This is a genomic window from Levilactobacillus bambusae, from assembly GCF_003124125.1.
GTDB classification, from domain to species: domain Bacteria; phylum Bacillota; class Bacilli; order Lactobacillales; family Lactobacillaceae; genus Levilactobacillus; species Levilactobacillus bambusae.
The window spans coordinates 1-1,710 of the sequence record NZ_QCXQ01000034.1 but is presented as its reverse complement, the minus strand read 5'-3'; the positions used below and the strand labels follow the sequence as shown (position 1 = coordinate 1,710).

Annotated in this window: 2 pseudogenes; both read right to left on the bottom strand. The window is 42.6% G+C overall.

Going from position 1 to position 1,710, the window contains the following annotated elements:
• Positions 1-116: 116 nt before the first annotated feature.
• Positions 117-692: pseudogene (gene pheA, locus DCM90_RS10185) on the bottom strand (prephenate dehydratase); the annotation flags it as partial.
• Positions 666-1,457, bottom strand: a pseudogene (locus tag DCM90_RS10180) (YeiH family protein); the annotation flags it as partial. The pseudogenes pheA and DCM90_RS10180, both read right to left, overlap by 27 nt.
• Positions 1,458-1,710 lie beyond the last annotated feature (253 nt).

Below are 1,710 nucleotides of genomic sequence, written 5' to 3'. Positions count from 1 at the left end.
TAGCTTTTCTTGCAAATAGGCAAACTCATTTTTTTCTCTCTCATTGAGATAGTGAATATTTTTTAGCAAATAATCATAACGCAACTGCTCATGATGACTTAAGGGATTTTCTTTACTCATCTTCTCTCCTTTCCATGGTCTGATATTGGATAAATAGGATAGGCACCCAGAATTTTATACTGGATTCCAATCGCTTCTAATTCTTTTTGGGCAAAGTGGACCAAGTCCTTATCGGTATAATCCACATCGATAATGAAAAAGTATTCACCCAGTGCTGTCTTGAGTGGACGACTTTCAATTTTTGTCAAGTCAATTCCTCGCCAAGCAAAGGTCGCCAGGGCCTTATAAAGTGCACCTGGAAGGTTGTCAGGTAATGTCAAGGCCAAACTCATCTTTTCAGTTTGTGCTTGCAAGGGAATCCTAGGCTTTTCAGCTCCTAGAACCCAGAAACGTGTTAAATTGGCTTCCATTTCCTGAATATCCTCGGCAATCAGTTCCAATCCATATTCTTCAGTAGAACTTCTAGGTGCAATTGCTGCAAAGGGCTGATCTGGATGTTCGGAAATAAAACGGGCCGCATAAGCTGTACTAGCTGTTACCTCGATTTGAGCCTCTGGATATTGTTCATCGATGAATTTCTTTCCTTGAGCCAAGGCCTGTGGATGTGAAAAAATCTTTTCAATCATGAAGTGAAGGATAAAAAGTGGGAAGACTTTTTTCAGTTGTAAGCCTTGCTTATTTTTTTGCTCGCGACTTTGCCAGTAGGAGAGAAAGAGAGTGATGGGGATGATAGCTAGGGTTCGCGTGAGTTTGACAATGGTTGCGGATTCGAGGGTATTGGTCTGGTAGAGACTGTCCCAAGCGCTAGCTGTGGCGGTTACAGAGGAAGTATCATTGACCGCAGTTCCTGCAAAGAGGGCGAAGCCGTCATTGGATAGATGAAGCCAGGTGCCGAGGGTTGGCAAGATGAGCGCAGCCAAGACATTGAAGAAAAAGATAACGGAGATGGCTTGGGCTACTTCCTTTTCCTTAGCATGGATAACAGGCGCTGTCGCTGCAATGGCAGAACCCCCACAGATAGAAGAACCTACTCCAATCAAGGTAGCCAGTTTTGTATCCAGGGCAAAGAAGCGCTGGAAGAGGTAGGCAACAATCAAGGCTATTGAAATGGTGGAAAGGATGACAGGGAGTGAAGATTGCCCAACTGCGAAGACTTGAGAGATATTGAGACCAAAACCAAGCAAGATAACGGCATACTGGAGCAATTTCTTGGAACTAAAGGTCAATCCAACATCCAGTTGTTTATAAGACGAGAGAAAGGGATGTAGGAGCATGCCCATAAAAATCGCAAAAACGGGCGCGCCAATCACAGGGAAGAATCCTCCTAAGTACCAAGATACGATAGAAATGAGAAGGCAGACCAAGATGCCTGCTCCATTTTTTGATAGAAATGACATAAAAACCTCCAAATAGAATCTGTTACCATTATAGACCTGTAAACAGGAAAAGTAAAATAGAAAGTGGAAAGCTATTCTCTAATGTATTTTTGCGGTCGGGGGGCTTTTGTAGTATAATAGAGATACGTTTTGAAAGTAGGAGGTATCTATGGACTTAACTAAGCGCTTTAATAAACAGTTAGATAAAATTCAAGTTTCGTTGATTCGTCAGTTTGACCAGGTTATTTCGGAGATTCCTGGGGTCTTGCGTTTG